The sequence below is a fragment of the Marivita geojedonensis genome (assembly GCF_002115805.1).
Lineage (GTDB): Bacteria > Pseudomonadota > Alphaproteobacteria > Rhodobacterales > Rhodobacteraceae > Marivita > Marivita geojedonensis.
Genome location: NZ_JFKC01000021.1, coordinates 1 through 26,998, shown reverse-complemented (window position 1 = coordinate 26,998; position 26,998 = coordinate 1). Strand labels below are relative to the sequence as shown.

General features: G+C 58.1%; 29 protein-coding genes and 1 tRNA gene. 15 read left to right on the top strand and 15 right to left on the bottom strand.

Annotated elements, in window-relative coordinates:
• The first annotated feature begins 58 nt into the window (after positions 1 to 58).
• Both MGEO_RS21190 and MGEO_RS16600 read left to right on the top strand, forming a co-directional pair.
• Positions 59 to 241, top strand: coding sequence for a hypothetical protein (locus tag MGEO_RS21190; RefSeq protein WP_106299217.1), 183 nt, complete (start codon positions 59 to 61; stop codon positions 239 to 241).
• Positions 238 to 879 (top strand): NAD(P)-dependent oxidoreductase, encoded by a 642-nt coding sequence (locus MGEO_RS16600; RefSeq protein WP_233139963.1) that lies wholly within the window; start codon positions 238 to 240, stop codon positions 877 to 879. Before MGEO_RS21190 ends, MGEO_RS16600 begins: the two co-directional genes overlap by 4 nt.
• A 10-nt stretch (positions 880 to 889) precedes the next feature.
• Here the strand turns inward: MGEO_RS16600 and MGEO_RS16595 are convergent, their stop codons facing one another.
• The 3 genes from MGEO_RS16595 to MGEO_RS16585 all read right to left on the bottom strand — a co-directional run bounded on the left by MGEO_RS16595 (position 890) and on the right by MGEO_RS16585 (position 5,104).
• Positions 890 to 1,735, bottom strand: a complete 846-nt coding sequence (locus MGEO_RS16595) for an inositol monophosphatase family protein (RefSeq protein WP_233139962.1) — start codon at positions 1,733 to 1,735, stop codon at positions 890 to 892.
• Positions 1,736 to 1,883: 148 nt separating this feature from the next.
• Positions 1,884 to 4,412, bottom strand: coding sequence for an ABC transporter permease (locus MGEO_RS16590; RefSeq protein ID WP_085640407.1), 2,529 nt, complete (start codon positions 4,410 to 4,412; stop codon positions 1,884 to 1,886).
• Positions 4,412 to 5,104, bottom strand: coding sequence for an ABC transporter ATP-binding protein (locus tag MGEO_RS16585; RefSeq protein ID WP_085640405.1), 693 nt, complete (start codon positions 5,102 to 5,104; stop codon positions 4,412 to 4,414). Before MGEO_RS16585 ends, MGEO_RS16590 begins: the two co-directional genes overlap by 1 nt.
• Before the next feature lie 18 nt (positions 5,105 to 5,122).
• On the opposite strand from MGEO_RS16585, the gene MGEO_RS16580 reads away from it, so the two are divergent.
• Positions 5,123 to 5,797, top strand: coding sequence for an arylesterase (locus MGEO_RS16580; RefSeq protein WP_085640403.1), 675 nt, complete (start codon positions 5,123 to 5,125; stop codon positions 5,795 to 5,797).
• Positions 5,798 to 5,997: 200 nt separating this feature from the next.
• Here MGEO_RS16580 and MGEO_RS16575 read toward each other — a convergent pair whose 3' ends face one another.
• Positions 5,998 to 6,204, bottom strand: coding sequence for a cold-shock protein (locus MGEO_RS16575; RefSeq protein WP_085640401.1), 207 nt, complete (start codon positions 6,202 to 6,204; stop codon positions 5,998 to 6,000).
• Positions 6,205 to 6,452: 248 nt separating this feature from the next.
• On the opposite strand from MGEO_RS16575, the gene MGEO_RS16570 reads away from it, so the two are divergent.
• A complete protein-coding gene (locus tag MGEO_RS16570) occupies positions 6,453 to 6,716 on the top strand; it encodes a hypothetical protein (RefSeq protein ID WP_085640399.1) in 264 nt (87 codons plus the stop codon).
• A gap of 52 nt (positions 6,717 to 6,768) precedes the next feature.
• Here the strand turns inward: MGEO_RS16570 and MGEO_RS16565 are convergent, their stop codons facing one another.
• The 3 genes from MGEO_RS16565 to MGEO_RS16555 all read right to left on the bottom strand — a co-directional run bounded on the left by MGEO_RS16565 (position 6,769) and on the right by MGEO_RS16555 (position 8,080).
• Positions 6,769 to 6,948, bottom strand: coding sequence for a hypothetical protein (locus tag MGEO_RS16565; protein ID WP_085640397.1), 180 nt, complete (start codon positions 6,946 to 6,948; stop codon positions 6,769 to 6,771).
• A gap of 125 nt (positions 6,949 to 7,073) precedes the next feature.
• On the bottom strand, positions 7,074 to 7,634 hold the full coding sequence (locus MGEO_RS16560; RefSeq protein WP_198948122.1) for a L,D-transpeptidase: 561 nt from the start codon (positions 7,632 to 7,634) through the stop codon (positions 7,074 to 7,076).
• 239 nt (positions 7,635 to 7,873) lie between these two features.
• On the bottom strand, positions 7,874 to 8,080 hold the full coding sequence (locus MGEO_RS16555; protein WP_085640395.1) for a cold-shock protein: 207 nt from the start codon (positions 8,078 to 8,080) through the stop codon (positions 7,874 to 7,876).
• 248 nt (positions 8,081 to 8,328) lie between these two features.
• On the opposite strand from MGEO_RS16555, the gene MGEO_RS16550 reads away from it, so the two are divergent.
• A complete protein-coding gene (locus MGEO_RS16550; protein ID WP_085640393.1) occupies positions 8,329 to 8,751 on the top strand; it encodes a thioredoxin family protein in 423 nt (140 codons plus the stop codon).
• 47 nt (positions 8,752 to 8,798) lie between these two features.
• Here the strand turns inward: MGEO_RS16550 and MGEO_RS16545 are convergent, their stop codons facing one another.
• The 5 genes from MGEO_RS16545 to putA form a co-directional block, all read right to left on the bottom strand.
• A complete protein-coding gene (locus MGEO_RS16545) occupies positions 8,799 to 9,086 on the bottom strand; it encodes a hypothetical protein (protein ID WP_085640391.1) in 288 nt (95 codons plus the stop codon).
• A gap of 296 nt (positions 9,087 to 9,382) precedes the next feature.
• On the bottom strand, positions 9,383 to 11,038 hold the full coding sequence (gene ettA, locus MGEO_RS16540) for an energy-dependent translational throttle protein EttA (RefSeq protein WP_085640389.1): 1,656 nt from the start codon (positions 11,036 to 11,038) through the stop codon (positions 9,383 to 9,385).
• 109 nt (positions 11,039 to 11,147) lie between these two features.
• The gene (locus MGEO_RS16535) at positions 11,148 to 11,516 is read right to left on the bottom strand and encodes a GFA family protein (protein WP_085640387.1); all 369 of its coding nucleotides are present in this window, start codon (positions 11,514 to 11,516) and stop codon (positions 11,148 to 11,150) included.
• On the bottom strand, positions 11,513 to 12,283 hold the full coding sequence (locus MGEO_RS16530) for a rhomboid family intramembrane serine protease (RefSeq protein WP_085640385.1): 771 nt from the start codon (positions 12,281 to 12,283) through the stop codon (positions 11,513 to 11,515). The genes MGEO_RS16535 and MGEO_RS16530 overlap by 4 nt, the downstream gene beginning before the upstream one ends.
• A 31-nt stretch (positions 12,284 to 12,314) precedes the next feature.
• Positions 12,315 to 15,737: a bifunctional proline dehydrogenase/L-glutamate gamma-semialdehyde dehydrogenase PutA gene (gene putA, locus MGEO_RS16525; RefSeq protein ID WP_085640383.1), complete on the bottom strand. Its 3,423-nt coding sequence runs from the start codon at positions 15,735 to 15,737 to the stop codon at positions 12,315 to 12,317.
• A gap of 111 nt (positions 15,738 to 15,848) precedes the next feature.
• Here putA and MGEO_RS16520 point away from each other — a divergent pair, with 111 nt between their 5' ends.
• The 3 genes from MGEO_RS16520 (at position 15,849) to MGEO_RS16510 (ending at position 17,066) form a co-directional block, all read left to right on the top strand.
• Complete coding sequence (locus tag MGEO_RS16520) at positions 15,849 to 16,319, top strand: Lrp/AsnC family transcriptional regulator (RefSeq protein WP_085640381.1); 471 nt, start codon at positions 15,849 to 15,851, stop codon at positions 16,317 to 16,319.
• A 32-nt stretch (positions 16,320 to 16,351) separates the two neighbouring features.
• Positions 16,352 to 16,897, top strand: coding sequence for a tetratricopeptide repeat protein (locus tag MGEO_RS16515; protein WP_085640479.1), 546 nt, complete (start codon positions 16,352 to 16,354; stop codon positions 16,895 to 16,897).
• A gap of 83 nt (positions 16,898 to 16,980) precedes the next feature.
• Positions 16,981 to 17,066 (top strand) — tRNA-Leu (locus tag MGEO_RS16510).
• Positions 17,067 to 17,451: 385 nt separating this feature from the next.
• Here MGEO_RS16510 and MGEO_RS16505 read toward each other — a convergent pair.
• Positions 17,452 to 19,599, bottom strand: coding sequence for a SulP family inorganic anion transporter (locus MGEO_RS16505; protein WP_085640379.1), 2,148 nt, complete (start codon positions 19,597 to 19,599; stop codon positions 17,452 to 17,454).
• A gap of 71 nt (positions 19,600 to 19,670) precedes the next feature.
• Between MGEO_RS16505 and MGEO_RS21860 the strand changes: the two genes are divergently transcribed.
• From MGEO_RS21860 to MGEO_RS16490, 4 genes are all read left to right on the top strand, one after another.
• Positions 19,671 to 19,802 (top strand): hypothetical protein, encoded by a 132-nt coding sequence (locus MGEO_RS21860; protein ID WP_269845901.1) that lies wholly within the window; start codon positions 19,671 to 19,673, stop codon positions 19,800 to 19,802.
• Positions 19,803 to 20,090: 288 nt separating this feature from the next.
• Positions 20,091 to 20,351: a CBU_0592 family membrane protein gene (locus tag MGEO_RS16500; protein ID WP_143746283.1), complete on the top strand. Its 261-nt coding sequence runs from the start codon at positions 20,091 to 20,093 to the stop codon at positions 20,349 to 20,351.
• Positions 20,352 to 20,380: 29 nt separating this feature from the next.
• Positions 20,381 to 20,806: a cyclic nucleotide-binding domain-containing protein gene (locus tag MGEO_RS16495; protein ID WP_085640375.1), complete on the top strand. Its 426-nt coding sequence runs from the start codon at positions 20,381 to 20,383 to the stop codon at positions 20,804 to 20,806.
• A 94-nt stretch (positions 20,807 to 20,900) separates the two neighbouring features.
• Complete coding sequence (locus MGEO_RS16490; RefSeq protein WP_170102919.1) at positions 20,901 to 21,269, top strand: DUF3307 domain-containing protein; 369 nt, start codon at positions 20,901 to 20,903, stop codon at positions 21,267 to 21,269.
• 370 nt (positions 21,270 to 21,639) lie between these two features.
• On the opposite strand, the gene MGEO_RS21760 is transcribed toward MGEO_RS16490, so the two are convergent.
• Entirely contained in the window at positions 21,640 to 21,903 is a 264-nt protein-coding gene (locus MGEO_RS21760; protein ID WP_233139961.1) for a hypothetical protein, read from the bottom strand.
• Between MGEO_RS21760 and MGEO_RS21950 the strand changes: the two genes are divergently transcribed.
• Both MGEO_RS21950 and MGEO_RS16480 read left to right on the top strand, forming a co-directional pair.
• Positions 21,811 to 22,827, top strand: coding sequence for a FecR domain-containing protein (locus MGEO_RS21950; protein WP_408607526.1), 1,017 nt, complete (start codon positions 21,811 to 21,813; stop codon positions 22,825 to 22,827). The genes MGEO_RS21760 and MGEO_RS21950 overlap by 93 nt on opposite strands.
• Positions 22,828 to 23,000: 173 nt before the next feature.
• The gene (locus MGEO_RS16480; protein WP_158091034.1) at positions 23,001 to 25,130 is read left to right on the top strand and encodes a CHASE2 domain-containing protein; all 2,130 of its coding nucleotides are present in this window, start codon (positions 23,001 to 23,003) and stop codon (positions 25,128 to 25,130) included.
• Between the two features lie 169 nt (positions 25,131 to 25,299).
• On the opposite strand, the gene MGEO_RS16475 is transcribed toward MGEO_RS16480, so the two are convergent.
• Entirely contained in the window at positions 25,300 to 25,926 is a 627-nt protein-coding gene (locus tag MGEO_RS16475; RefSeq protein WP_158091033.1) for a Crp/Fnr family transcriptional regulator, read from the bottom strand.
• A gap of 545 nt (positions 25,927 to 26,471) precedes the next feature.
• On the opposite strand from MGEO_RS16475, the gene MGEO_RS16470 reads away from it, so the two are divergent.
• Positions 26,472 to 26,998 (top strand): glutaminase (locus MGEO_RS16470; RefSeq protein WP_143746282.1); only part of this gene is annotated, 527 nt, incomplete at its 3' end.

Here is a 26,998-nt window from a genome sequence, read left to right as displayed (position 1 = left end):
CAAGCCAAAAACCGGGACGCAGGTTGCAACCAAACGTGCCGCGCTACGTTTCTCGGGTATGAAGCACCCACTGAAGACCCTGAAGCATTGGTTGCGGGGCAGGCGACCCAAGACACTGACGGATGAGCAACGCGCGATCCCCGTGGTCACGGTAGCACCCTATCGTGGCAATCTTGCGCTGAAGCATGATCGCGCTCAGCACCGTCGTTATACGGCGCATTTCGAGGATTTGCAGAATTGACCAAACCGATCCTGATCATGGGGGCCACGTCCGGCATCGGACGCTGCGCGTTGGACGAAGCTGTGCGGCGAAGGCTGCCTGTTCGGGCTTTTGCACGCAGCGCGGACACGCTCACTGCGACCGATCTGGTGGAGCCTTTCAAAGGTGACGCCACCTCTGCGGAGGATGTTGCCCGGGCGCTGAAAGGCGTGCGGGCGGTAATCTACGCTTTGGGCATCACTGAACGTCTGGCGATGCTGTGGGAAGAGGAAACGCTTTTTTCGGAGACCACAAAAGTGCTTCTCGACGCAATGGCGCACTCTGACGTCTCTCGGCTGGTGGTGGTCACCGGGTTCGGTGCCGGCCGCAGCAAGGCGGCAATGAGCTGGGTCGAACGCACCGGGCACCGCGCCGTTCTGGGTAAGCCCTATGCGGACAAGGACCGTCAGGAGGCGCTGATCGACGCGTCATCGCTCGACTGGACGATCGTGCGGCCGGTGATCCTGACCAAGGGCGCGCGCACTGAGGACTACCGCGTTCTTCGCGATCCCAAGACCTGGAGGAACGGTCTGATTTCCCGTGCGAGTGTGGCGCATTACCTGATCGACGCGGTAGAGCAGGGGCTGGACGTCAGGGCAGACGTGGTGCTGACCCGCTAGGCGGAGAAGGTCACTCGCCGTCCAGCAGGAAGGACATTGCATCGCGCACCCGGCCCCATGTGGCGGCATCCGAGGCGCAGAGCAGATAGCCTTCGCGCATCTGCGCACGGTACTCGGAGCCGTCGAGGCAGGCGACATGACCCCCGGCGCGTTGGACGATCAATGCCCCCGCCGCGTGATCCCATGGGCTGAGATTGAAGCTCAGCACAAAATCCACATGTCCGAGTGCCATCATCCGGAATTCATGCGCGGCACAGCGGAGCATATAAAGACGCTGGAACCGGGTCATGAGTGCAGCCATCGCCGGTCGTTTGTCCTCGGGAAGGTTGTAAAGAGACGCAAAGCCGCTCAGGTCCTCGATGGGTCCGCCCTTCGATACTGATACGCTGCGGGCCGGTCGTCGGGGGGCGATCACCTGTGCTGTGCTGGTTTCATCCGCGATCAGGACTTCATCCGTCACCGGATCATAGATCAGGCCGAAGATCGGTACGCCAAACCGAGTCATGACCAGAATGACACCAAAGGTTGCGAGGCCGTGGGCAAAATTCCAGGTGCCATCGACCGGATCGATCGCAAATCCCATCTCGGCATCGGCCAGTTCTGCGATCCTGGCTTCGGTCATGCTTTCCTCACCGACGATATGCGCGTTCGGGAACATGGCAAGAAGGCCCCGCACGATCATTTTCTCGGCTTCCTTGTCGGCGGCGGTCACCACGTCCATCGGTCCCGATTTCTGATCGATCTCTGCCTGTCCCAACGTCCGGAAGCGCGGCAGGATCTCTGCGCGCGCGGCGCGTCTCACCAAGTTGGTGATCTGGGTGCGCTGCGCCGGTGTCAGTGGCGCCGGGATCGTCATGGGAAGGCTATTGGACATCTGGCGACTCGGTCTTTCTGTGCGGTTTGTGTTGGGGCGTGCCAAGGGCGCGCCGGTAAGGCAAGGTGGTATATCGCCATGGGCAGGTCGCCCAAAGCTTAGCGTCAGACGGGTTATTCGCGGGGGCGCATTATTCGCGGGCGCGCAGCACTTGCGCGGGACGTGCCGCGAGCGGGCGCCATGCAAACACCAACCCGGCCACCAGCGTTGCCAGAACCCCGCCAATCACGATCCCCAGAGCCGATGGCCAAACGACCGCAAAGCTCGAGTCCATGATGAATGTCATCACCGCCCAACTGCCAAGAATCCCCGCCGCCAGCGCGACAAGTCCTGCACCGCCCCCTAGTAGAGCAGACCGCAGCGCGAAGCTTTGGAGGATGCGGGCGCGGCTGGCACCAAGTGTCTTCAGAACGGCTGCTTCATAGGTGCGCGCACCTTCGCCAGCGGCGGCCGCACCGATCAGAACAAGGAACCCGGTCAGAAGCGTGGCTGCAGCGCCCCAACGGACGGCCGCGCCGATGCCTTCAAGCAGCACACTCACGCGGTCGATCGCATCGCGCACGCTGATGGCCGTGATATTCGGAAAGGCAGAGGCGAGTTCCCGCAGGATCCGTGCTTCGTCTTCAGGCGGCGCGTACACGGTCGAGATGAAGGTATGCGGCGCGCCCTGCAGGGCGTTCGGGGTCAGAGTCATGACAAACCCCATGCCAGCGGTGGAGAAATCCACGTCCCGGAAGCTGGTGATCGTCGCTGTGATGTCGCGCCCGAGGATGTTCACCGTCAGCGTGTCACCGAGTTTCAGGCCCATTTCCTCGGCCTCTTCGATGGCAAAGCTGACCTCGGGTGGTCCATCGTGGTCGGCGTCCCACCATTCACCCGCCACAACGCGCGTATTTGCGTCGGGCTGCGCCGCGTAGGTCAGCCCGCGATCACCCGTGACAACCCAGTGATCGCCTGCGACTTCGCGCGCGGGTCGGCCATTGATCTGGGTGAGCACGCCCCGGAGCATCGGAGCGGTGTCGATGCGCGCGACGCTTGGATCGTCTTCCAGTATCCTGCGGAAGCGGTCGATCTGGTCGGGTTGGATATCCACGAAGAAATAGGCGGGCGCCACCTCGGGGAGGTCCCGGTCAATCGCCGTGCGCAGGTTGCCATCGATCTGACCCACGGCGGCGAGAACGGAAAGTCCGAGGCCCAGAGACAGGACCACTGGCGCGGCTGCATCCCGCGGGCCGCCGATTGAAGCAAGCGCCCAGCGCCAGACCGGATGCCCACGCGTTGCCTTGGTTGAACGCTTGGCCAGCCAGCGGATCGCAATGGCTGCAAGAACGAGAACGATCAGCGCACCGATCAAGCCACCGGCGGTCCAGAGCGTCAGAAACGGGCTGCCTGAGAACAGTGTCGCCACACCGACCAGCAGCGCCAGTAGGACAAGTGTTGCAATAACGTAGCGCCATGCCGGCAGCGCCTTGGCCCCGTCCAGCGCATCGCGGAACAGCATGGCCGGGCGCACCTCTTCGGTGCGTGCCAGTGGCCAGAGTGTGAAGACAAGCGCGGTCAGGATCCCGTAAAGCGCGGCTTCAAAGAGCGGCGCCGGATGGATCGTGAAAATGGCGGGCACGGGAAGCGAGGCGCTGATCATCGGGCCGAACAGGATCGGAACCATCGCACCGAGGATCAGGCCAAGAGCGATGCCCAGAAGGCTCAGTGCGCCGATTTGCAGGAAGTAGGTCTGAAAGATCGTGGCGCGGGTCGCACCCAACGTGCGCAGAGTGGCAATCACGGATGTTTTGCGGGCGAGATAGGCGCGAACAGCAGCGGAAACCCCGATGCCGCCAACGGCAAGTCCGGAAAGCCCAACGAGGATCAGGAACGCGCCAAGGCGTTCGACGAAGCGTGCAACACCGGGCGCACCATTGCGGGAATCCCGCCAGCGCAAACCGCTGCTCGGGAAAGCGTCCTCCGTTGCGGTTTCGAGCGTGTCGAGGTCACTGCCCGGAGGAAGCAGCAGCCGGTATTCGGTCTCATACAGCGTTCCGGGTTGCAGCAGTCCGGCTTCGCGCAGCGCATCAGTGGTGACCAGCGTGCGCGGCCCGAGCGAAAAGCCGGAAGCGGAACTGTCCGGCTCGGTGACGAGTATCGCGGAAAGGGTAAAGTCCTGTGTCCCAAGGCGAAAGCTGTCGCCGGGCGTCAGGCCCAGTCGGTCGGCCAGAAGCGGCGCCATAACCGCACCGGGTTGTCCAGCCGTACCGGCAAGGGCTTGTGACAGCGCCATCGGCGGGTCGAGCACCACTTCCCCGGTCAAGGGGTAGGCCGCGTCGACGGATTTCACCTGGGTCAGCGCGCGTTCCGCTACGCCGTCCGGGTCTTTGACCACCATTGACCGGAAGTCCGTGATTTCAGATATCGCGGTCGAAATGCTTTCCAGATAGGCGCGTTCTTCTGGCTCCGCAAAGCGGTAGGTGAATTCGACCGATGCATCGCCTCCAAGCAGGATGGACCCCTGTGCCTCGAGACCCGACTGGATTGCAGACCGGACGGACCCGACGCCAGCGATTGCAGCCACACCGAGGGCAAGACAGGCCAGGAATATGCGGAACCCGTGAAGGCCGCCGCGCAGCTCCCGGCGCGCGAAACGGGACGCGGTTGCGAGGGCCATTATTCGGCGGCCTTCAGCGCGTCTTCGGCGACATGACCGTCAGTCAACCGGATCACCCGGTCGCACTTCGCCGCAAGCTCGCGGCTGTGTGTCACCAGCACCAGAGTTGCGCCGTGGCGATCGCGCAGCCCGAACAGCAGGTCGATGATGGCCTGTCCGTTCACGCCGTCCAGATTGCCCGTCGGTTCGTCTGCAAGCAGGATTTCGGGACGCGTGACAGAGGCACGGGCCAGCGCCACGCGCTGCTGCTCGCCGCCTGACATCTGTGCCGGGTAGTGGTCGGAGCGATGTGCCAGCCCAACCGCTTCAAGCTCGGCCTCGGCGCGTGCATATGCATCTTTTTCCCCAGCGAGTTCCAGCGGCGTCGCGACGTTTTCAAGTGCGGTCATTGTCGGGATCAGGTGAAAAGACTGGAACACGACTCCCATGTGCTCACGACGGAAGCGGGCCATCTTGTCTTCGTCCATCGCGGTCAGATCCTGTCCCAGCGCAATGACGCTTCCCGAACTGGCGTTCTCAAGCCCGCCCATCACCATGAGAAGCGAAGATTTGCCCGATCCCGACGGTCCGATCAGGCCGAGGGTCTCGCCTTTGTGAACGGAAAGCGTGATCCCGTGCAGGATCTCGACCATTCCGGCATTGCCCCTGAGGCTGAGCGTGACATCTTTAAGATCGAGAACAGGCTGGGTCATGGAATACGGAGCTTTGTCATGTTGCGTTGGTTCACATATGGGGCGTCACGGATGCTGAGCAAGGTGCGGATGGCGGCTCTTTGCCTGAGCGCGGCGACAGCGGCACAGGCAGAACCCATTGAGGTGATCGCATTGGGAGACAGCCTGACCGCGGGCTACGGGCTCATTGATCAAAACGGTTTTGTTCCCAAAATGCGGATATGGCTCGAGGAGCAGGGCCTCGACGTGCGTCTCGTCAATGCAGGTGTATCGGGGGATACAACTGCCGGAGGACTGTCGCGCGTCGCGTGGTCGCTGACCCCATCGACAGATGCTCTGATCGTCGCGCTGGGCGGGAATGACCTTCTGCGTGGGTTGGACCCGTCCGTGTCCCGCGCCAACATGGAGGGTATTCTCAAGGTCGCTCAGGAGAACGATCTCGAGGTTCTGATTGTCGGGATGGAAGCCCCCGGCAACTACGGGCCCGAATACAAGGCGGAATTCGACGCGCTCTATCCAGAACTCGCTGAAGCCTACGGAGTTCTCTATTTCCCGCGGTTCTTCGAAGGTCTCTACCAGGTTGGTGAGACGCCAGCAGAACTCCGCGATTACATGCAGATGGACGGCATCCACCCGAATGCCGAAGGTGTCGACCTCATCGTTGAGGCCATGGGGCCAGCCGTTGCCGAGTTGGTGGCACGCGTAAAGGAATGATGACGGGGCCGTACGCCAGTTGAGGCTGTTCGGGATTTCCACGACAGGCCGCCCAGGCGGTCTGATTGAACCCGACCAAGTTTAAACCTTATGGACGGGCGACGAGAAAGCCGCCCGCAGAGTTTTTCAGCCGTGGCCTGATGGTCGGATGATGATCACCAAAGCCAGGGATGCGGACCGGTCTGGGCCCGGATTGACGATCAGGCGAGGGCGATGTTCACCGCAGCTTCGCGGCCGTCACGACCCGCTTCAAGGTCGTATGTTACCTTCTGATTGTCAGCGAGGCCGGTCAGTCCGGACCGTTCGACCGCAGAAATGTGGACAAAAACGTCCTTTCCGCCGGTCTCGGGTGCGATGAAGCCGTATCCTTTTGTGGTGTTGAACCATTTGACGGTGCCAGTGGCCATCCGTTCTACTCCTGTCTTTCGTGTCTTCCGCCGTGCAAGACGGCACGACGGGCTCGGTCAGTCAAAATCGCTTAACTGAGCCGGGTCGGAGCAGTGGTCGAAATTGGTAACTTTGCGACACAAGTTTTCAGGTGATTCCGGCAATGACGCAAGGGAAAAGCCGGACTGTCGCATTGATGTGAAATGTCCTTGCCTTGCGTTCGATCCGCCCCATGTCTCAAAGGACTTTGATCAAAGGGAGAGTGACCATGTCCGGTGTGGATGCGCGTGTGTTTGCGAGGGAAGAACAAACAATGCTGGATACCCGCTATGCTGAGGCGCGTTCGGAAATTGAGCGTAACCGCTTGATCGAAAACGGCCAATCCGGCGCGCTGATGTTTGCTGCGCTGGCTTATGGCGATGCGTTGGAAGAGAATTCTCTGTTCAGGACGGCGTCGCATCTGGCCAAGCTCTTCTGCATCGCCGCGGTGTTCATCATTCCGAACCTGCTTGTCCTGCACGTTTTGCTGTAACGCGCCCCGCATTCGGCAATAATCCGCGCGTCACGGCAGCGGGACATCCGCGTCAGGCCGAAGTGTCATGTGCCGTTCGGCAGCTTGCGGCGAACAGGAGGGCTGCCGTGCTGAAAAAGCTGGTGAGCAGGAAGATGATGAAGGCGGTGGACGCGAGGCTGCCTGCCATCAGCGCAAATGCAGCCAAGGCCCAGCCAACCAAACTTCCCGCGATGCAAATCAGTGCTGCCATGGCCAAGCCCCTTTTGGGTCAACATGCACGCTGTCCGTTAACAGCCGATTAAGGCCGGGGCGCGTGCGGAGGATGGCAGCTTTTCGGTGAGCGAAGGCCAAGCAGCTGGCCTTCGCTGTGTGTCGTCAGAGAACTGTTACAACGGTCCCGATGGGCACGCGCTCGTACAGGTCTGTCACGTGTTCGTTGAGCATCCGGATGCAACCGTTCGACACCGACTGGCCAATGGAGCGTGGCGCCGTTGTTCCATGGATGCGGAAGAACGTGTCCCGGCCATTCTGGAACAGGTACAGCGCCCGCGCGCCAAGCGGGTTTTCCGGACCGCCCGGTTGCACGTAGTCGTTGTCCACAAACTTCGCATAGGTTTTGGGTTCGCGCTCGATCATCTCGTCGGTAGGCCGCCAGGTGGGCCACTCCTTCTTCACGGCGATTTCAGCGGTTCCGGTAAACTCAAGCCCGGCACGGCCAACTCCGACACCATAGCGACGGGCTACGCCGGGCTGTGTGACGTGATACAGGAAATGCGCGCGCGGGAGGATCAGGATCTGACCGGGTGCAATGTCTGATTTGATGCGCACGTTCTGCGGCAGGTAGATCGGGTTGATCTGAAAGCCCTGCGCGGAGGCAAGGCTTGGGGCGGCAAGCCCGGCAGCAGTAGCGGCGAGAAAATGTCGTCTTGAGATCATGGGCAGCAGTCTTTCTCCTGATTCCTGACTCGCTATGCGAATAGATGTGAAATTTGCCAAATCATTAGGCGAAAACAATCCGATCCGCATATATGCCCGGCGCTGCGGCTGAAGAATTGCGGCATATTGGACACAAAATCGGGTGGTTGAGCCGTTTGACCGGTCAGGCCAACGGCCGAAACGCAAACCGCCCGGATGCAGGGCACCCGGGCGGTCAGGGATCCGAAGATCAGAGTGGTTTAGGCGAGAGCGAGGTTAACCGCGCTTTCGCGACCGTCGCGGCCAGCTTCGATGTCGAAGGTCACCTTCTGGTCATCGCGCAGACCTGTGAGGCCCGAGCGCTCAACGGCGGAGATGTGGACGAAAACGTCCTTGGAACCGCCATCAGGTGCGATGAAGCCGTAGCCTTTGGTGGTGTTGAACCATTTCACTGTGCCAGTGGCCATGTGAACTATCCTTATGTTTTCCGTTGCCCGCGACATGCGGCAACCCGGCGAAGTCACGTCTGGATCGAAGACTGCGTGCCGGTTTCGGAAAACGTCAGGGTCGAAGAGAAGATCGTTAGCAGCGCCCGTATGACAGGTTGCCGCACCTGATTCAAGGAAAATCGGGTATTCCTGCGTGGATCACGGGGTCTTGAGGGAATGGATTTCCAAACATATGTAGATTCCGGAATGTTTATGGAGGACACGCTATGTCCGGCAAGAAAATCACCTGTCTCGACTGTGGGCAGATCAATCGGGTACCCGCAGACCGACTTGACGCGAGCCCGAAATGCGGCACCTGCGGTTGGCCGTTGATGCCTGGAAAGGCCATCGAGGTGGATTGGGCCACACTGCAGAAAGCAGCGCGGACCGATGAGGTGCCGTTGGTCGTGGATTTCTGGGCGCCGTGGTGTGGGCCCTGCAAGATGATGGGACCGGAGTTTTCGAAAGCTGCGGGAACGCTCAAAGGGCGGGCACGGCTGGTCAAACTCAACACCGAGGACTTCCCCCAATCCGGTCAGACCTACGGCATTCGCGGGATCCCGACGATGATCCGTTTCGAGAAGGGTCGCGAAGGCGCGCGTCAGTCGGGTGCCATGCGCGCGGATCAGATCGTCGGTTGGGTCGAGTGACCCCGAAAAAGAAGGGGGCCAGATCTGGCCCCCTGTCTTGTTGCGGATTATGAACCGCCGTCAGTCCCCAGTGGAAGGGCCACCGCCAGACGCTCGATCATGTCGATCATCTTGACGCCATTGTCGCCATCGCTGGTGAATTCGACATAAATCCGGTCGCCCTGCCCCAGATCGGCGGGGATCGCCATGTCCGCGGGAAGCTGCCAGACACTGTGGTCAGCGAGAATGATGGTGTGGGCCTGCCGGTCGAAGGCAAGGATCAGACCTTCGGTCTGATCGGCAAGAGCGGGAACGGCGACCAGGGCAAGGGCCGCAGAGAACAGAAAATTTCGCATCGCAAGATGTCCAGAAGAGGATGGCGCTCTCGGCGTGATCCATCACACCTGCAGCCGCCGGACGGAACCTCGCGCCCGGATTGCGTGCACATAGGGCCGAGCGCTGAGTCGCACAAGAGGGTCGCAGGGGGCCGCAAGAAATAATTCTTCCAGACTCGCGCCTCTTTTCTTCGCCGGATACGCGCTCACGTTCCTGAGCACTCCGGATGCGCGCGGCAGCAAGATTGGCCAAAGGTAACCTTGCGAGAAAACAGTTGGGCAGGCCAGCACTTTGCCCGGCCTGCCCGTGGTGCAAACTACCGCACGAACTTCTTGAACTTCACGCGCTTCGGCTCCACCGCATCTGGTCCCAGGCGGCGTTTCTTGTCCTCTTCGTAGTCTTCGAAGTTGCCTTCGAACCATTCGACGTGGGCATCACCCTCGAAGGCGAGGATATGCGTACACAGACGGTCGAGGAAGAAGCGGTCGTGCGAGATGACGACGGCGCAGCCCGCGAAGTTTTCGATGGCGTCTTCGAGGGCGCGGAGGGTTTCGACGTCCAGATCGTTGGTCGGTTCGTCGAGCAGTAGAACGTTGCCGCCTTCCTTGAGCAGACGCGCCATGTGGACGCGGTTGCGTTCACCGCCCGAGAGCAGGCTGACTTTCTTCTGCTGATCGCCACCCTTGAAGTTGAAGGCCGAGCAATACGCACGGGAATTGACCTGCGCATCGCCAAGCTCGATGATCTCGGCCCCGCCCGTGATCGCTTCCCAGACCGTGTCATTGTCCTTGAGGTCATCGCGGGACTGATCGACATAGGCCAGCTGAACGGTATCGCCGTAGGTGATTTCACCTGCGTCCGGCGTCTCCTGCCCGGTGAGCATCTTGAACAGCGTTGATTTACCGGCGCCGTTCGGGCCGATCACACCGACGATGCCGCCCGGGGGAAGCGAAAAGGACAGGTCTTCGATCAGAAGCTTGTCGCCCATCGCCTTCTTCAGACCGTTGACCTCGATAACCTTTCCGCCAAGGCGCGGGCCATTCGGAATGATGATCTGTGCGCGACCGACGCGTTCACGTTCGGACTGGCTTGCCATCTCGTTATAGGCCTGAATACGCGCTTTGGATTTGGCCTGACGCGCCTTTTGCCCCTGCCGCATCCACGCAAGTTCGCGCTCCAGCGTTTTCTGCTTGGCCTTGTCCTCGCGCGCTTCCTGTTCAAGCCGCTTGGCTTTCTGTTCCAGCCAGCTTGAGTAGTTGCCTTCGTACGGGATGCCGCGACCGCGATCGAGTTCGAGGATCCATCCGGTGATGTCATCGAGGAAGTAACGGTCGTGGGTCACGATCAGGATCGTGCCCTTGTATTCGATCAGATGGTTCTGCAGCCACGCGATGGTTTCGGCGTCGAGGTGGTTGGTCGGTTCGTCCAAAAGCAGCATGTCCGGCGCTTCGAGCAACAGTTTGCACAGCGCGACGCGGCGCTTTTCACCACCGGAAAGAGACGATACATCGGCTTCGTCCGGCGGGCAGCGCAACGCTTCCATTGCCACGTCGATCTGGCTGTCCAGATCCCAGAGGTTATTGCTGTCAATTTCGTCCTGCAGTGCAGCCATCTCGTCAGCGGTTTCGTCACTGTAGTTCATCGCCAGTTCGTTGAACCGATCAAGCTTGGCTTTCTTGTCGGCCACACCCAGCATCACGTTTTCCCGCACGTTCAGATCCGGGTCGAGCTGCGGCTCCTGTGGCAGGTAGCCGACCTTTGCGCCCTCAGCCGCCCAGGCCTCGCCCGAGAAATCCGTGTCGAGGCCGGCCATGATCTTGAGCAGCGTCGATTTACCCGCGCCGTTGACACCGACGACACCGATTTTCACGCCGGGCAGGAAATTGAGGTTGATGTTCTCAAATGTCTTCTTGCCACCGGGGTAGGTCTTGGAGACCCCGCTCATGTGGTAGACATACTGGTAGGAGGCCATGGATGGTGTCCTTTGAAATCCGATTTTGCCGAGGGATACACGTGCAGGCCAAGCCGTGCAATCGCGTGTGTCCCGCCATTGTTCGGAAATCAGGCCGTGGCTGGTGGGATCACGTATCCGAGGGGTGGTTCACGCCGTCATGCCAGCCAATCGGTTCGAAATCTCTGGGGTTCACGCCTTCTATGCACCCCATATTGACGCCGTATTCATCCGGATCCGATCGGCGCTGGTGGTGTGTGTAGATCCCACAGGTCTTGCAGAAATAGTGTTTCGCTGTGTGGGTTCCGAAGGTGTAAAGGGTCAGGTTTTCCGCCCCTTTGACGATGTGAAGATCTTCGCGGTCAACGCTGGCGGTCGGAGTTCCCCGTCTCCTGCAATAAGAGCAGTCACAACGCCGCGCCGCCTCAAGACCATCTTTCAGACGCACTGAAAGTTCGACTGCGCCACAGTGGCAGGTGACTTTGGAGTGGCCGTTCATTTTCTCCGGATCCGAGGAACATTGCTCCGAGGGCCTGTGTGCGGGATATTGCTGCGCGAAAGCCTGTATGTCGCCTCGGGGTGCGGCGGGTGGCCTTCGGTTTGGTTCCAATAGCTGGGCCCGCCAAGCCGCAACCACAGCGGTACCGTCAGACCAAGCCCGATCACGAAGCCGCCGACATGCGCCCAGTACGCGACGCCGCCCTCATCTGCGGCGGTGCCAAATCCGCCGAAGATCTGCATTGCGAACCAAAGCCCCAGCATGATCCACGCTGGTATGGGCAGGATGCGGAAGATGATTACGATGATGATCAGGATATCCACTTTGGCCTTCGGAAACAGCAGCAGGTACCCGCCCATGACCCCCGCAATCGCGCCGGATGCGCCAACCGTGGGCACCTGGGACAGCGGAGCACTGATGTAGTGGATGTATGCGGCGCCCAATCCTGCGGCCAGATAAAAGAGCAGGAAGACGAAGTGCCCCATCTCGTCTTCCATGTTGTCACCAAAAATGAACAGGAACAGCATATTGCCGATCAGGTGCATCCAACCGCCATGCAGGAACATCGAGGTTAGAAACCCGCTGAACCCCTGACCTTCGCTGACAAGCGCCGGGATCAGCGCATAGTCAAAATAGAAGCGCATGATCTCCTGATCGTTTTGCATCAGGGGAAAATAGCTCAGAAAAATCCCCACATTCGCGATGATCAGCGCGTATGTGACAAAGGGCGTTCGGCCGGACGGGTTGTGATCGCGGATCGGAAACATGCCGCGACAGTTGTGCCAAAGCGGCGGCGCGTCAAGCCGCGCCGCTCAGAAGCTGTGCGTTTCCGCCCGATGCCGTGGTGTCGACGCAGACATGGCGTTCGTGACAGGCATGGCCTTTGTCCGGCATCCCGGTGATCAGCGGCAGGATCGGCCCTTTCCGGCTGGCGAGTTCCGTACGAAGCGCGCGGGCCGTTTCGTCATCTCCCCACCAGATCGCGCCCTCGGATTCGAGATCGGCCAGCCAGTCCGGCGCAATTCCACCCTCTGCCTTAACGGCTATCCCTCCCAAGGCCTCGACCGCGCGGGCTTGCGCCTTGGCGGCCTCTGGTCCCGGTCCAAGACACAGGATCGGCCCCCGCGCCATTGCGGTCAGCACGTTGGACTCTCCGGTCGGGCCGGGCAGGGTGGTCTTGGTCGCGGATGCCTTGCCGCCGGCAGAGGTCAGCGCTTTGGTCAGACGATCTTTGCTGTCCTGCGACGGCCATACGTCTCCGGCCGTGTCTGCCGGATGCCTGCGGAACCGCGCCAGATAGTTCGGCCCACCGGCTTTCGGTCCCGTGCCCGATAACCCCTCGCCACCGAAAGGCTGGCTGCCGACAATTGCGCCGATCTGGTTGCGGTTCACGTAGATATTGCCCGCCTTGATCTGCTCTGAGACATGCTGCACCCGGTCGTCGATCCGGGTTTGGAGACCGAATGTCAGGCCGTAGTCAGTGCCGTTGATGGCGTCGATCACGGTGTCGATGTCTTTTGATTTGAACGTCGCAATATGCAGGACTGGACCAAAGATTTCACGTTCCAGATCGGCGATGCCTGACACCCGGATCAGGGTCGGCGGAACGAATGTGCCACCGCCGGGCAGGGGAAGGCGGTGAAGAACCCGACCTTCCACCTCTGCCGCATCGACATAAGAGATGATCCCATCGCGCGCCTCTGCATCAATGGCGGGGCCGACATCGGTGCCGTAGATCCACGGATCGCCAATCACCAAAGCATCCATCGCACCGGTCAGCATTTCGACAAAGCTTTCGGCAATGTCTTCCTGCACATAAAGACAGCGCAGCGCCGAACAGCGCTGACCTGCAGACTGGAAAGCGGACTCGACGATCGCCTGCACCGCCTGTTCCGGGAGGGCCGTACTGTCGACGATCATGGCATTGAGCCCGCCGGTCTCCGCGATCAGCGGCGCACCGGGTGCAAGGTGTTTGGCCATGCTGCGATGGATGATCTGCGCGGTCTCGGTCGAGCCGGTGAAGGCAACCCCTTTGACCGCCGGGTTCGACGTCAACGCCGCACCCACATCGCCCGCACCGGGCAGGAGTTGCAGCGCCGTTGTCGGAACACCCGCCTCGTGAAGCAGTTGCACGGCACGATACGCGATGAGCGGTGTCTGTTCGGCAGGCTTCGCAAGCACTGCATTCCCGGTGGTGAGCGCCGCCGCGATTTGCCCGGTGAAGATCGCCAGAGGGAAGTTCCAAGGGCTGATGCAGGCGAAAACACCCTGCGGGTCAGGCCCTTCAGCACGGGCGGCGTAGTAGCGCAGGAAATCCACCGCCTCGCGCAGTTCCGCTACGGCGTCGAGCAGCGACTTGCCCGCCTCACGGGCCAAAAGTGCGAAGAGTTCCCCGTAATGTGCTTCGTAAAGATCGGCGGCCTTGTTCAGAACTTCTGCGCGCTCTGCCGCGTCCGCGTTCCACGGCGTTGCTACGGTGCAGGCTGTTGCAACGGTTCCGGACGTCGCCCATGTGACCGATCCGACCGTGTCGCCGGGGCGTGCGGGGTTGATCACCGGGTCTGTTGCGCCGGTTTCGGCATCGCCAGCCACCAGTGGTGTTGCCGTCCATTGAACACCCGAAAACGGCTTGCGCGCGGCTTCGATTGCGGCGCGGGTCGGTCGGTGCGTGAGGTCCCATCCCTTGGAATTCGGGCGTTCGGGGGCAAACAACTCTGGTCCGGTGGGCAGCTTGGGCACCGCCTGCGTGTCGAACGGGTCAGCGGCCACCTCTGCCGCCGGCACATCTGTGTCAACGATCTGGTTCACAAACGAACTGTTCGCGCCATTCTCCAGCAGCCGCCGCACAAGATAGGCCAGAAGATCACGATGCGCGCCCACTGGTGCGTAAATCCGGCAGCGCGTGCCCTCATCATCCTTGACGATGTCATGCAGCGCCTCGCCCATGCCGTGCAGACGCTGGAATTCGAACAATGTACGGTCCTCGGCCATATGCAGGATCGCGGCGACCGTATGCGCATTATGCGTGGCGAATTGCGGATAGATCCGGTCTGTCATGCCCAGCAGCTTGCGCGCATTGGCGATGTAGCTGATGTCGGTGTGGTGCTTGGCGGTAAAGACAGGGAACGCCGGAAGCCCGGCCACCTGTGCGCGCTTGATTTCGGTGTCCCAATAGGCACCCTTGACCAGCCGCACCATGATCTTGCGGTCCAGCCGTTCAGCCAGATTGTAGAGCCAGTCAATCACATGCCCGGCACGTGGCCCGTAAGCCTGCACAACCACGCCAAATCCGTCCCAGCCCTTGAGCGACGGTTCCGACAGCACGGTTTCGATCACGTCGAGCGAAACGGACAGGCGGTCCGCCTCTTCGGCGTCGATGTTGAGCCCGATCCCGGCCGACCGCGCCAGTTGCGCGAGCGTGCGCAGACGCGGAACAACCTCGTTCATCACCGTGTCCTGCTGCGCTTCTTCGTAGCGTGGATGCAGCGCCGACAGCTTGACCGAGATGCCCGGATTGTCCCGGATGTCCTTTGACTTAGCCGCTTCCGCAATCGCGCTGATGGCGCGGGAATAGGACAGGTGATAGCGCCGCGCGTCGGTCTCCGTCCGCGCTGCCTCGCCCAGCATGTCGTAGGAATAAGTGTAGCCTTTGGCCTCCATCCTGGCTGCGCGCTTCATCGCGGACTGGATGGTTTCGCCAAGAACGAATTGCGCGCCCATTTCCTTCATCGCGCGGCCCACGGCGGTGCGGATCACCGGCTCCCCCAGACGTTTGATAGCGCCGCGCAGGTGGCCGACGGGGCCGGGCTGTTCGTCCTTCAACACCTTGCCGGTCAGCATCAGGGCCCAGGTCGAGGCGTTCACCAGTGGCGACGTGCTCTCGCCAAGGTGGCTGGCCCAGTTCGACGGTGCGATCTTGTCTTCGATCAGCGCGTCGATGGTGGCCGCGTCCGGCACCCGCAACAATGCTTCGGCCAGACACATCAGTGCAATGCCTTCTTCGGTCGACAGGCCGTATTCGCTGAGAAACACTTCCATCAGGCCCGGGCGCGAATCTTCGCGGATCTCCGTGACCAGCTTGGTGGCGCGGGCTTTGATCGCATCGCGGTCCGTCTGGGTCAGTTGCGCGGTGGCGCGCAGGCTGTCCACCTTAAGGGCTTCGTCAGCGTAGGTGTTGTCGTCGATCAGGGGGCGTAGGTTGGGCATTTCATCACGAGGCATGGTGATCTCCGGTCATTTCCCCTAAGATACTTGGGAACAGGCAGTCCAAGCGCCGGATTATGCTTGGATCGTGATCCGTTTTGACTGATTTGGAGGGGAGAGGCAGGAGAAATGGATATTTCTGATCTCGACAGGTTTGATCGGGCGATTCTTCAGGAAATGGCACGTGATGGACGGGTGTCGATTACCGAGTTGTCGCGAAGGATCGGATTGTCGAAATCTCCGACCCAAGCCCGGTTGAGGCGGCTCGAAGAGATCGGCGCAATTCAGGGTTATCGCGCGCTGCTCGACCCGATCCGGCTCGGGCTGGATCACATCGCGTTCGTTGAGGTCAAGATGACCAACACCCGCGAAGCGGCACTGGCTGCCTTCAATGAAGCCGTGGCCAAGATTCCCGAGATCGAACAGGCGCATCTGATTGCCGGGAATTTCGACTACCTGCTCAAGGTCCGGACAGCCAACATGCGAAACTATCGAAAAGTGCTGGCCGAGAAAATCTCGACTTTGCCGCATGTCGCGGCGACCTCGACCTATGTCGCCATGCAGGCCGTGAAGGAAGAGACTTTCGGGAACGTGACTTGACGCGTGCGTGGTTGCGCGGTCAAACTTTTGAAATGCGTACTGTCTTTACCGTACTTGCCATTCTGGCCGCGCAGGGTGCCGCCGCAGATGGCTGCCCGGTCGCTCCGGATCATACCGAGGCGCTTGACCGGCTTTATGCCGAGGTACAGCGCGCGCCCAACAGTATGGTGGCGCGGACGTATTCGGATCAGATGTGGCAGCTTTGGTTGCAGGCACCCGATGAACCTTCGCAGATGATGCTGGATTCCGCGCTGAGCGCGATCCGTGTGGGCGATTACCTGCGGGCGATGGATCGGCTCAACACGCTCGTCTCGTACTGCCCGTTCTATTCCGAGGGGTACAATCAGCGGGCCTTCGTCAATTTTCTGCGCGGAGATTTTGAGGCGGTCCTGCCGGACGTCGATCGTGCCATCGAATTTAATCCGCGTCACACCGGAGCGCTGACGGGCAAAGCTCTGACCCTGATCGAGTTGGGCCGGAACGAAGAAGCACAGGTTGTTCTGCGCCTCGCCGTTGCGTTGAATCCCTGGCTAAGTGAACGGTTCCTGATCACCAAACCAGAGGGCGAGGATCTCTGACCCCCTTGATCCCGCACGGTGCAAAGCAAAGCCTCAGAGAGACCATTGTTTTCGCCGCATCCCCCGGCTAGGGATAGCCTCAGGCGGGCGTGATGGAATGGTAGACATATCGGACTTAAAATCCGAAGGCCCTAGCGCCGTGTGGGTTCGAGTCCCACCGCCCGCACCATATTTCTTTATTAAATCTATGTAATGATTTTATTTTTATAGATCATTTTGCGTTTTATCCCCCTGAATATCCTCCTTAACGAGTGTGTTGCGCGACTAATCGGCACCGTAGCGACTCATGTTGCGACCTGCGTCGCGTACTAACCCTCGCGATTACTATCGATGCGAAGCGGTATCACCTAATTGACTTGAAGGCGGATGGGCAGAAACACCGAGCCGAAGAGTGCCTATCCGCTTCGCCGTGTGAGGCTGCTTGCGGTGCACGGCTTTTTTCTGCATCAAACCAAGCGTCGATAAAATCTGTGAACCCGTCCAGCTTTGGCAGCTTAATCGGCTTCGGCCGCCGTTACCGTGGCCAAATTTTGCACAACCTTTCTCAACCTGGCTTAAGGGCTCAGATCACGAATGTAATCATTCATTCGCATGACACGCATCGCCAAAGATCGTGCCGCAGCTTGGTGAAACGCGTAAAGACTTGGCGAGAAAGTGCCGTCAACGTCACTTAAGTCAATGCGAAGAACGTGACTGGGCTGATCTGCAACCACCCAGGCGGTTCGAGGGACATTGGCGTAATAAGCAAGCTCGCCGATCAAGGCACCCTCTCGAAACTCGGCCACGCGCAAACGAGCTGCCTTTTCGGTTTCAATCTCGGCACGCAACTGACCTTGGACAAGGATATAAAGCTCAGATGATCCTGATCCGATATGTAGAAGTATCTCACCCGCCTGCAGGTCAATCCGCCGGATGATGTCTTGGCGATCTGCAAATTCCGCTTCAATATCTTTGACCAAGGAGATCACATGAGGAACCGTTCCAAGGCTGTTATGGTTGGCGTCTTTCAGCAGTTGGTCTTCAACATGTTCGAGCGCGGCGTCACAGGACGCAAAGAACCTCACCATCCGCGGTATTGGACCAACTTGAAGGAAATGCCGTTTCAGTTTGGGTGCCATCGCACAGAATATGACCTCAACCCCCGAGGCCTGCGCCCTTGTCACTACGTCGGTCAGAGACAGATTAGCCGAGGCATCCAGCCCGCTGACACGTTCGAAGTCAAGGATCAGGAATTTAACTCCTTCGTTTTCCAGCTCCGAGAAGGTCACCCGTGCAATCCGATCGGATGTTCCGAAGAACAGAAAACCGGTGAGCTCCAGAATGACACAAGTATCGCCTGCTGAAGACAGGTATTCCATGGCTTCGTTCGAACGTTCCACTCGCGAACGGCGCTTGCGGCCAGTTGTCCTAGATCGCAGGATATCGGCCTTGGCGTAGGAGATCACAAATATCGCGGCAGTCGCGAGCGTCCCAAGCGCGAGGGCTTCGAGAAACCCGAAGCTTGCGGCAACGAGAACGATCAGGACGACCACAGCATATTCATATTTTGGAAGACGCTTGCTGCTGGACAGAAGCCAACTGCCGAGCAAGTCAAACCCAAGATATGCAACAATCATCGCCATCAAACCAGCGGGCACATATACTAGGTATTGGGTCCCCAACAAAGCCGCGACACCACAGGCCAACGCGGCAGATAGTCCTGGCAGGACACCCGTCAAGCCCATCTGGCGCGCAAGGATCGACTCGCCGAGGATGAGGAAGCCGGGCATGCCCCCAAAAGCTCCAGCTGCGATATTTGATATCCCGGTTGCGCGCATATCGCGCTCGGAATCGAGTGTGAGGCCAGTGCTCATGGCGAACCCGGTGCTGTTGAGCATGGAGCCCAAAAGCGTAAGGCCTGAAACGGCGACCAATGTGGGCGCTGCCGCGATCACGGCCGTCCATTCGATCCGCCCCACAAAGCTTGAGCTGAACACGTCGTTGTTTTTGGCGTCGATAAACGGTCCGAGAAGTAGCCCTCGCTCCAAAGCGGTGTCCAGTGAGAGACCCAAAACCCAAATAATGCAAAAGAAAATTATTGCTGCGAGACAGAGCGCGATCGGAATGACAAATTCACTCTGGAGTTTTCGCGTCAGGATGGCGAGGCCCAATCCGGCGGTGATCCAAGGAAGCCAATGCATCACTGGAAGCGAAAGCACCACCGTGCCGATCGTAAACAAGGTTACGCTTTCCCGAGAAATAATCCCTATCGCGCCCATCACCAGCAGATAACCTGTTGCCGCAAGAAACCCCGCGATCACGGGATAAGGCGCATAGTTTACAAGCGCTCCGATCCGCAGAAGCCCTGAGGCAAGTGCTGTGATGCCGGCAACTAGACTGGCGGCGATGATGAGGGCCAGGATCGTCGGAAAAAGAGCGTCTCCCACGACCGCGCTCGTTGACGCGATCCCAACAGCTGTCGTTCCAAGCAGCACAGCAGTGACATCTTGTGGATTACAGATACTGCCGCGTAATGAATAGCTAAACGCTCCAACGGCGGCCATGGCGGCGGCTCCGATGAGTGCAAACGGAATGCCTTCGCCCAGATGTGGCGCCAGAATGCCGGTATATATCAGAGCGGCGAAAGACATCGTCAATGTGACAGCCATTGCCCCGATAATGACGCAGCCGACAAGTTGACGTATGATATCGGCAAGGATCATTCCATGATGTTCCTGATACCTGCCTTGTTCTGGCGGCTGGATGAATGAGGCGCTTCTGGGGCAGGGCCCCAATGTCCAAGACCAATAACGAGGGACTCGCGGGTCTCGGCGCGGCGATCAACCATGTTCAGGATTCGCTGTCATTGTCGACGAGAGTCCCCTTGGCTTCCTTTATCTCTATCTTTGCCATCGAAGAGAGTTGACGCTTGTTTGGCTCTGAAACACTGGCCACATCAATTTGGTCCAGCAAGCAAAACCTGTCAAACTCTACATAATTCAGGCTGCTTCGTGTGTTCGCAGTTTATCTTGGCGCCCCACAGACGAAGCTTTCCTGAGACAAAGCACCGCAAACCGCAAAAGGTTCTGTATCGGCAGACAACATCGTCTCAAGCCGGGTTGGTTGAAATTTCCGATGGCAAGGCGATGTGTCGTTTGCATGAAGACTGAAAATACGTTTTCTCGCTCCTTGTTCTGATGCTAGGCAATAGGTCGTGAGCGGTTTAAACAACCAATCAGTCCTTGAGGTGGCTGGCCTTTTGGGTGTCGTGTTGTACATCGCGTCGGATTTCTTGCTGCATGGTGGGTTGGTTCGCATCTCCGGCTATATTTATCCGGCGGTATATCTCACCGCCGATGGCCCGGAATTCTTCAGCCTCTCCCAATCATTCAGCCGGTCCTCCGCTATCATTCAAACGATGTTGATCGTTATTAGTTTGTTTGGGATAGGTCGCATTATTCGATTTGATGCGTGATTGAGATTTAGCGCGGAGGAGCGCGCGCGGTGGATGATGCCCCAAGCGACATGACGCTCTCACTCGCCCGGAGATTTCTCAACGCAGGTGTATGGGCAGATGTGGCCTCGGGGACGCTGCTGACTGAAGAAGAGGCTAAGTTCACGGCGTTGCGCTACTTGGCCTGTGAGGATGCGACAGTGAGTGTGCGCGGAAACGCACTTGCCGAGATCAAGCGTAGTTTTATGGGTGAAATAGGGGTACTGTGCGGTCAACCCGCGATGGCAATGGTGCAGATCAAAGATCCGTCGCGACTTTTTTTGATTTCGAGCGACACGCTGAGCAAAATCTGCAGGACCGAAAATGAATTCCGCTGGAGTATCAATCAGTATCTTGTCAACGCGACCAAATCAAAACTGGTCGAAGCGAACAACCACTTGCCGAACCGGACGGCGCAGGGATCAAATCAGCAATGAGCCGTGACACCTATATTTGCAACTTCCGCCATTCTGCGATGGGCCTGAAATACGAGGTTAACATGTCGGCCCGTTGGATCCAATGACCGTCGGGATGATCTTTCTGATACTGGCCTTGCTTCAGACCAAGCATCTCATTGTAGATTTCATTCTCCAATCCGCTTGGATTGTCGAGGGCAAAGGAACCTATGGTCACCCGGGAGGTCTGGTCCATGCCGGCGAACATGCGTTGTTCACGGCTGCTATCTTGCTTCTCGCCCCAATTTCTTTCGCCACTGTTCTGATCATTGCGGTATCGGAGTTTGTCATACACTACCACATTGACTGGTTTAAGGACTGGAGTGTGAAGCGTTTGGACGCCGACCCCAGGCAATGGAAATTCTGGGTGCTCACAGGAGTGGATCAATACGCGCATCAGGTGACTTACTTGGGAATCCTCGTAGGTGCCCTGCTCTTGGCCTGAGGTATCAGCCCGTCTTCTGAGCTGCGACTAGAAGGGAAGACTTGGCTGCTCGTGGCTGATTCGGTCAGACGTCGTGTCGGATGTGCCAATTCCGGGACTGCAGACAAGAAGTGAACATTGTGGCAACATTTGATTGAAGACTCCGATTGAAAGTGCATTTTTCAAAATCTTCGAACATAGAGCTTGCTTAATTTACCCAGGGTCAAGCACACTTCGAGTGTCGGCAACGGGTAAATGTATCTGCCGCGGTTTTTTATTGTTATTCGGTCAACTCTCTTACCCTTAACTTTTCTGAGCTGGGGTGACACCAGTGTTTATTTCTATGTCCAAATTGATAATCGCGGCGTCGGTCGTCTTTATCGCCGCCGCATCAGCCGCTCTGGCCAATATTGGCACAGCTGTGGATGTCGTACAGGGGGCAACTCTGGTCTCTGGGGGCAAGACGTATCGAATGAGAAGCGGCGTCGCCGTAAATAATGGCGACCAAATTCGAACCGACGGGTCCGGAGTTGTCCAAATTATCTTTGCAGATGATACGAAGATGGCAATCGGTCCGAATTCGCAGCTCGAAATCAACACCGACCTTCTTCAACGCCGTAACAGGGCCAGCCGGTTTGCCATCAGTACCGTTCAAGGAAGCTTCCGTTTCATTTCCGGGAAAAGCCGGCGGGACGCTTATGAAATCACCACGCCAACGGCGACCATGGGCATTCGCGGGACAGCCTTCGATTTTGCCATTGCCCCTCAAAGAGAGACCGAGCTTGCCATATTTTCTGGAACTGTCCGAATGTATGTCGGCGGCAGAACTCTGTTTTCGGGACAGCGCTACGCGGATATTTCTGGTCGGTGCACGCTAGTGAGAACCGAGCGTCGACGTGGCGTCGCTGTCCCTGACACACCCCAAGAAGCATTGCGTATATTGCAAACACGGTTTCCATTTATCCTTTCACAGCAAAATTTGAATCCGGCGTTTCACACTAACACCCGGTCCTGCGGCGACCACTTCCGCCAGGTTCGTATTCGGCAAGAGGAGCGGACACGCCAGGCGCGAGCGCCATCTCAAAATCAGGAACCGCCGCCGCCGGCGCTTCAACCTGCAAACGAGGCCTCGCAGCCACCTGCACCGCGTCCGGAACCACCTGCGCCGCGTCCGGAACCACCTGCGCCGCGTCCGGAACCACCTGCGCCGCGTCCGGAACCACCTGCGCCGCGTCCGGAACCACCTGCGCCGCGTCCGGAACCACCTGCGCCGCAGCCCGAGCCACCTGCGCCGCAGCCCGAGCCACCTGCGCCGCAGCCCGAGCCTCCGACCGGTACTTTCCCGGGTCAAAGTGGACCGACAGGGCCGAGCGACGGACGAGGAAATGACATAAGTCAAGGCCAGGCGGGTCTTGGAACAGGTAAAGGTCAAGGTCCTGGTAATCGCGCTGATGCCCCTGGTCAAACTCGGCTTGATCCCCCTGGCCAATCGGGAGATAGAGGTCGGCCGGCGACTGGTCCTGACAATGCAAACTCAAATGGAAACTCAAATTCCAAAGGGAAATCGAATAGGCCGTGAGGATTCCGTTGCAGAGGGCACGATTCAAAAAATGCAAGTGAGATCAGTTGGCGACATGATATTCCGTACGGAGATGAAGATGAGACGGGCTTTTGTAGGCTGGTTCTTTCAGATCTGTCAGGTCGGCGGGGATGCAGTCTAAAGGGTCGATAACGCGACGTCCGGGGGGCTTATTGTTTCTCCTTGGTTTTGCCCTAGTAACCTTCGGCGTCGGTCTTCGATTCTTGGATCCGCAGCCCATTCAAGACTTACGATATTGGTATTTTGATCAGCTCCAAAGGCTCTCCCCTCGAGAAGTCAGTGATCTTCCAATACGTGTTATCGACATTGATGAGCAAAGCCTTGGTACAATTGGTCAATGGCCATGGCCGAGAACGGAAGTTGCTCGTTTGGCCCAAGAACTCATGGAGTTAGGAGCAGCCACAATCGTTTTTGACATCCTGTTCGCAGAACCGGATCGATATTCGCCCGCCAGATTATTGAGTGACCCCAGACTGGCCGAGATGGTTCAGGATCAGGAAGGTTGGGGCCGGGTGGATAACGACGAGATTTTTGCCGAATCAATTCGGGGATTACCCGTCGTCTTAGGCGTTGCATCCCGTCTGGGCGGAGAGACGCCCGAGAACATTCAATCGAAAGCAGGTGTTGTGGAGATTGGAGAGCAACCCACAGCTGCTTTGTATTCTGTTCCTGTACTCACTGGGTTGGCACCACCGCTTGCCTCAGCCGCAGCTGGTATAGCTAACATTAACGTGTCACCACAAATGTCTGGCGGTGTCGTTCGCAAAGTTCCACTTTTTTGGATGACACCAAACGGTCCGCTGCCGACACTATCACTTGAGGCGCTTCGATTGGCGCTAGGGGAAACCACCTTCTTTGTCGAGGGTATCCCGGGTGTTCCCGGAGCTGTGCAATCTATCGGTGTTGGTGGATATACAATCCCGACCTCGGACCAAGCAGAGATATGGGTGCGGTACCGACACGATCATCCATCTCTCTACGTTCCTGCTCATGTTGTCCTAAACACCCAGGAACACGCGGCAGTGCGCGAGCTTATTGAGGGCCACATTGTGTTTGTCGGAACCTCCGCGGCTGGGCTTCTGGATATCCGCAGCACCTCGCTGGGTGAAAATGTACCGGGAGTATCCATCCACGCGCAGATTCTTGAGCAGATTCTGTTGGAGGACGGTCTTTTCCGCTCCGATCTTGTCGCAGGAATTGAGGTCTTGGCGATTGTTGCTTTGGGTCTGATCGTGTCACTGATGATGTCGGTTTCCGGTCCAATTCCCTCCCTCGCTGCAGGGGGGGCTGCGGCTTTGGTTGTACTGATGGGAAGCTGGATCGCGTTCCAAAGACACGGGGTCCTGTTTGACTCCGGGTTTCCGCTGGCGGTCGGCGTTGTGAATTTTGGACTACTCGTTGCCTACCAGTATATTGTGACTGATCGTGAAAAGCGGATCATACGCAGGTCATTTGCACAATATGTTGCTCCCGAAGTGCTGCATAAGATCGAGGCGAGTGGTGGTTCCGTTGAGCTTGGAGGAGAAAATCGCGAGGTCACAGTCTTGTTTTGTGACATTCGGAACTTCACACCACTGAGCGAAACTATGTCGCCACCGGAATTGGTGAATGTTCTCAATGCGTTATTTTCCCATTTAGGCGATGAGATCCTCGCTGAAAAGGGGACAATCGACAAGTTTATCGGTGACTCGATCATGGCGTTCTGGAACGCGCCTTTGCCGCTTGATAACCATGAAAGGCACGCCGCCATGGCTGCATTGAAAATGCGCCAAGCGCTTTCTGCATTTAACAAAGACCCCATTATGGAGAGTCGCGCGCCCATTTCTCTCGCCATTGGCTGTGCCACGGGGCCTGCCTGCGTGGGCAATATTGGATCGCGACAACGTTTCAACTATACGGCGATCGGCGACACTGTTAACATTTCTGCGCGGATTGAGGCAAGCTGTCGCGCGCTGGCATATGATATCGTGATCTCCGAAGAAATGGCTAAGGCAGCCAATGGTCAGCTTGCAACTCTTGAAGCGGGTGATATTGCCCTGAAAGGAAAATCGTCCCGACTGACGTTACATGCCTTGGTTGGAGGGGATGAGGTCGCCGCAAGCGAGGCGTTTGTTACACTTTTGAAGGCACATTCGGACTTGATGTCGTGTATCCGAAAGGGGCAAACGGATATGGATCAACTGTTTGTGCACTGTGCCGAGCTCAGCCGTCGGGTGGAGCCAGGTCTTCCTGCATTCTATGAAGCCATGTCGCTCCGGAGAAGCGATTTTATATTATCGTGACCTCCGGTAACGCATGGCTTGAGTTACCTGTCCTCCTCGGATCATATAAAGGAATGGATGCCGGAGCCGGATTATGATCTGTCTCGAAACAGCCGGGAGCGGCAAGTATCCAGGAGATATCTTGAGCTCAGGAACAAAGGCACTCCCGAGCGCGTGCTCCTGATGCGTGTTATGTGTTTTTCCCTGCGTTTTTCGGATCATTGAGCGCATTCTCCTCGTTCTCCACAAGGCGCGTCACCATGAGCCGGGTCAGAAAAAGGGCGAAGTCCGGATTATTCCGATAAAGACGAATAAGTGTTTCCCGATCAATCCAGGCAAGTGTGGTTGGGCCCGAGGTCCGCACAGTTGCCGTCCTTTTGGCATCCGTCTTAAAAAAGGCAACTTCCCCGAAGATAGATCCTTTGGGCAGTGTCTGCTCGAAATCCTCAACAATGACGTTTCCATCAGCCACGACATACATTTTGTCGGCGGCGTCGCCCCGGTGGAAGACAACTTTGTTGTCGGCGAAGTCCTCGCGCGTGGATAAGGGCAAAAGAAAATCCAAGTTTGGTTCATTGTAGAGAGCCGAACGCATCCGCCGCCGGGTCTGCAACTGTTGTGCGGTCCGAAACAAATTCATTGGCAAAAGGAGAAGGTGCAACGTGAGAATGGGGGCGAGATCGGCAAGGAAGCCATACACGATGAAGAAAATATTGGACGTTATGGCAACCAGCCGCAGCGGTAGCAGCGTCCGCATGCAGAATGTCAGAAACACGAGTGCCGATGCGGTAAACCCGATAATGTCGATGATTGGCATACTCATAGCGCTGTCAACGGTTGCTCTTCATGTTCCTCGGAGGAGCTCCCACAGTTGCCGTTCTCCTTGTCAGCCACGCACTGCTTTTGTTTCGACACAACATCCCTGCGCCGCGCCTCAATCAACATCAGTAAATCACTCTGAGCCATCAGCATGGGCTATACCTGCTTTCGCATCAAGGGGGACCGCGGGAAGCCGCCTGCCAAAGACGTTTAGCATTTCGCGTGCCTTTTTCATGGCAGAAATTGAGGACGACGGGCGCTAGCATCGCCCGGTCGAGCCGAGAAGAGAGCGCCTCGTTCGATACTTTTCGCAAGGTCAAGGCGCCACCTTGCGGCCAGGACAGGCAGAGCCAAAGTCACTGTGACGCTGACGCAATGTGATCAAAAATCTTGCAAAATACCTGTGAAGCTCAGCTTGGTGGCGAGTTTTTTTTTGCTTGCTTCGATAGCCCGAAGGATAATCCTCGCGTCAGGCTTCGGAAGAGCCGTTAATCGTTGAAGTGTAATGCGCGCGGAACCACCACACCTCAGGACTTAATCGCAATGACAGGCAAACCGCTAGCTCAGGATTATTCCCCGTTCGAGCTCTATCTCAAAACGCTGCATGAAGCGCTCATTGGTGTCGAGGAAGGTGAGGTTGCAAGTTACATTCCGGAACTAGCCAAGGCGTCGCCATCAAGTTTTGGGATCTCCTTTGCGACGATCGACGGCAAGGTCTACTCGATCGGAGATTATGCCACCGAATTCTCGATCCAGTCTGTGTCGAAGCCCTTCTCTTACGGCGCGGCCTTAAGAATGCTCGGTTCGGAGAAGGTGCTAAGGAGGGTTGGCGTTGAACCAACCGGCGAGGCATTCAACTCCATTGTTCTCGACCAGAAAAACAATCGCCCCTTCAATCCGATGGTCAATGCCGGCGCCATAGCGGTATCGGCCCTTACACCCGGCGATACGCATCAAGCCCGCATAGACAATATGGTTCAGCTTTTTTCCGCGTTTGCTGGCCGTGAGTTGACGATTGATGAATCTGTCTATCGATCCGAGGCAGAAACGGGACATCGCAACAGGGCGAT